Source organism: Erwinia sp. Eh17-17 (assembly GCF_039675725.1).
GTDB lineage: Bacteria > Pseudomonadota > Gammaproteobacteria > Enterobacterales > Enterobacteriaceae > Erwinia.
Genome location: NZ_JBDFQT010000023.1, coordinates 1 through 3299, shown reverse-complemented (window position 1 = coordinate 3299; position 3299 = coordinate 1). Strand labels below are relative to the sequence as shown.

The window sequence follows — 3299 nt, the reverse complement described above, 5'->3', positions numbered from 1 at the left end:
TAATGCCGTTCGCGATGGAAGAGGTTGTACCGTTACCCAGCTTATCCCGTACCTGATCTTTCCAGTGCTCAGCATTCTGCTTGACCGATTCGCGGGCTTTATCGCCGCTCAGCGAGTTATTCTCCACAACAACTTTTTCCGCTGCACACCCTGCCAGCGTACACACTTTTTCCCTGTGCTTTCCGTCAGTTACAAAGCATTTTCCCTGTTGCACTTCCGGGACCGCAACTTTTTGCCCCGACGCGCCTTTCTCCCCCGCGCACGCTACCGCCCCGGCAGCCATCACCGCGCACAGCACCCACGTGAGGGCTTTCCTTAGCTTTATCATCCCGCTTCCCCTGCGCTATCCGTCCGCGCATTTTAACAGCGCTGGCACTCCTGTCATTACCGCTTTTCTGCGCGGCGGGAGCCGGGCCACAGCTTGCCTGTGGGCCGGTGAACCGTCTGCCGGGCGCGGGCCGGCGAGGCCCGCAAGCGCTGCACAGCGCTCTGGTGCTCAGGTGGTTGAGGGAACGCACGGTTTTGCATGACCACCACGGGCCGGGGTGGGCAGCGGAAGCTGGCGAGGCGGGAACGAGCAACGCAGTGCGAGCCGCCGCAGACAGACGCAGCCGGGCGGGCATGAAGCCTTTCAGCGGAGGCCGTCAGGCCGACTACTGCTTTGCTGTTTGCTGAACACGACTGAGAAGGAAGTAGCCGCCAGGGACGGCGGCCTGCACCCCGCACCACAACGCGGGGGCGCACGACATAATGTGTATTATGCGATACGAGCCGCAGGACGCGGCGAAGGAGAGCAGGGAAGCGGACGGCGAGCTTCGCATAATACCCGCACATTATGTTTAATGGACGCTGGCCGGGAACCGGCTCACAGAGGAACCTGGCGCTAAAGCCCGGGGCGCGGCCATTGACCCCCGCGCACACGGCACGCGATGAAGGCAGATCGCCGCACGGACGCGGCGCTCTGCCGCACAGCGAACAACGCCACTAACAGGGATTGAGCTAACTTTACGGGCTGTCCGGCAGCTCTGCTGTTTCGTCCGGCTCCGGGTTTTCCCCCTGCTCCGCCGGATGCGTACTCGCATGCACCGCCTGAAGCGCCCGGATGCTGACCTGCGTGTATATCTGCGTGGATTCGACGCTGCGGTGCCCCAGCATTGCCTGTATCCATCTGAGGTCCGCGCCGTTCTCCAGCATCTGGGTCGCCATTGCATGCCGGAACAGGTGGCAGCTCCCTTTCTCTATCCCCGATGCCCGCAGGTACGGCACTACCGCGTTAGTGATGCCGTTCGCCGTCAGGCCCGCCACACCGTCCATCGCCAAGAACAGCGCCTTACACTCCGGGCTGACCAGGAGTTCCGGCCTCACCCCGTTCAGGTAATGCCGCAGCGTGAACAGGATGTGATCCGGGAACTGCTGGACGCGATGATCATCAAGAACCAGGTCACCGGTGCGGTAGGCCGCGTGACCAGGGGAGCGGCTGAAGAAGAGAGTTAACACGAACGCGGGCTGAAGGTGGTGGTACACCAACCGCCCGCTGACCACAACTAACTGTTAAGGAGTTAATTATGGCTGAACAGGATACTAAGCCAGAAGTTGTTACAACTGAAGCGCCGGAACTAAAAACCCGCCGTTATACCGTGGGTTATATCCGGGATTCGAAGCATTTCCGGCCATCAGCCAGTATTACGCTTAAAGGTGGCTGGCTGGAAGTGGCGGGGTTTGCAACCGGGACGCCGGTTAATGTGCGGGTGATGAACGGCTGTCTGGTGCTGACGGCGGAAGTACCGCCACCGGAGCCGGAAGTGATACAGGCCCTGCGCCGGCTCTGTCCGAAGCTCTCAGCCCGTAAGCAGCGGGAACTGATGGACGTGATTCAGGTGATGGCGAAGCCGAATAAGCATACGGCTAAAGTGTAACTGACTGGTTATAAAGTAAAATCTCAACCGTGAGGGTTGGGATTTGAGTAGATTATAAAGGTTTTTTTTGTAGCTGGTTAACAACTTCATTTATTGTGTTTTTTGTTAAAATTTTTTCAGTTACATGTTCTCCGTTATCTATGCTCCATACTAAACGATCACCTTCACTCGTTTTAATGAAATACAGATAACAAGCGTTATCTTCCATCGCGGTACACGTCATATCGAATAGCCCATCAATAAGCTCAGTACCATCCCCTGTAAAATAGCACTCTGCATTCCTGTACAAACTTTCAGCACTAATGCTTAAATCATTTACACAAAGATCATCCAATGGTGCATTAGAATAAAAACTAAGCGTAGTTTTTAACTCTACTGGTTCAATAGAGCTAAACAACCTTTCACCATCAATATATAGCGAAAAAACTCCATTTTCCCACGTATCTCCGGGAATATTCCAAGATTCCACAACGTCAAACTGAAGTGCAAAAGTCAATGGATCACCATAAATCATTTTATTTTCACTCCAAGCTGTTTTTGTATATCACTGGGTATTTGTTTACCAGTTAGTGGGTTCTTAATATCACCAGAACTACCATTCCAGTGATACTGACCATTTGTACCTTCAAAACGATGAACATTGCCTTTACTATCAATAGAAAACCTAACTTCCTTATTAGGATATTGCTTTGAACTTGCAATTGATTTATCAAATAGTTTCAAGGAATCCTGAGGTTCAATTCCCGCATTAGGTCTGTTGCCTAATTGTCCAAGTGTATGTTTAGAGTTTGATTTATAAATCAAACCATTATTAGCTTTAACTGGTTGAGCTACAGGGATCGCGCTGCCTTTTGGTCCTTTAGCTGCAATCAACGCTGGTACGGTGGCCGCCATTGCTGCCGCAGTATCTTTATCAAGTCCCAGCGCTTCGAACTTCTGTTGCCACCCTAGATTAGCAACAGTTCCTTCAGCCTCCATACCGGATGAATACACCGCAGAAAGATAGTTCTTGAAGTCGTCAGGCAGCTTGCCATCAGCATCCAGCTGTTTGATGGTCTTATCGAATACGTCCCATTGCTCGACCAGATAGCCGTAATTTTGTCCACATTGATCCGGCGATATGGCACAGGTTTCACCCATTTCTTTTTGCTGTTTCAGGTTGCTATCAACCATTTCCTGAATAACTTGCTGGCAGGCGGCGCCTTCACAGGCCCTGGCTTTATGTGCAAAATTATCGAGCTGGGTGGTACTGAGGAAGTTATTCTCCACCGCATTCTTACCCGCCAGTCCGCCCGTCACCGCCCCTGACGCGCTCCCGCTGCTCACTCCCGACGCTATCCCCGACGCCAGCGTCGCCAGCGCGCTCAGGTTTTCCTTCTGCAC

At 53.2% G+C, this 3299-nt stretch carries 3 protein-coding genes and 2 pseudogenes; 1 reads left to right on the top strand and 4 read right to left on the bottom strand.

All coding sequences use genetic code 11. The features are described 5' to 3' along the window. Both ABEH87_RS21585 and ABEH87_RS21580 read right to left on the bottom strand, forming a co-directional pair. Positions 1–328: pseudogene (locus ABEH87_RS21585) on the bottom strand (hypothetical protein); the annotation flags it as partial. Positions 329–1005: 677 nt separating this feature from the next. Next, a pseudogene (locus ABEH87_RS21580) lies at positions 1006–1386 on the bottom strand (tyrosine-type recombinase/integrase); the annotation flags it as partial. Positions 1387–1565: 179 nt separating this feature from the next. Between ABEH87_RS21580 and ABEH87_RS21575 the strand changes: the two are divergent. Beyond that, positions 1566–1916: a SymE family type I addiction module toxin gene (locus ABEH87_RS21575; RefSeq protein ID WP_346579402.1), complete on the top strand. Its 351-nt coding sequence runs from the start codon at positions 1566–1568 to the stop codon at positions 1914–1916. Between the two features lie 52 nt (positions 1917–1968). Here ABEH87_RS21575 and ABEH87_RS21570 read toward each other — a convergent pair whose 3' ends face one another. Both ABEH87_RS21570 and ABEH87_RS21565 read right to left on the bottom strand, forming a co-directional pair. Further along, positions 1969–2430, bottom strand: a complete 462-nt coding sequence (locus tag ABEH87_RS21570) for an immunity 42 family protein (RefSeq protein ID WP_346579401.1) — start codon at positions 2428–2430, stop codon at positions 1969–1971. Continuing rightward, positions 2427–3299, bottom strand: an 873-nt coding sequence (locus ABEH87_RS21565; protein WP_346579399.1) for a VENN motif pre-toxin domain-containing protein, incomplete at its 5' end; no start/stop codon positions are given. The genes ABEH87_RS21565 and ABEH87_RS21570, both read right to left, overlap by 4 nt.

What these genes read in the sequence shown, in the direction of transcription:
- ABEH87_RS21570 (WP_346579401.1), bottom strand. Translation starts at nt 2,430, where the DNA reads ATGATTTATGGTGATCCATTGACTTTTGCACTTCAGTTTGACGTTGTG.
- ABEH87_RS21575 (WP_346579402.1), top strand. Translation starts at nt 1,566, where the DNA reads ATGGCTGAACAGGATACTAAGCCAGAAGTTGTTACAACTGAAGCGCCG.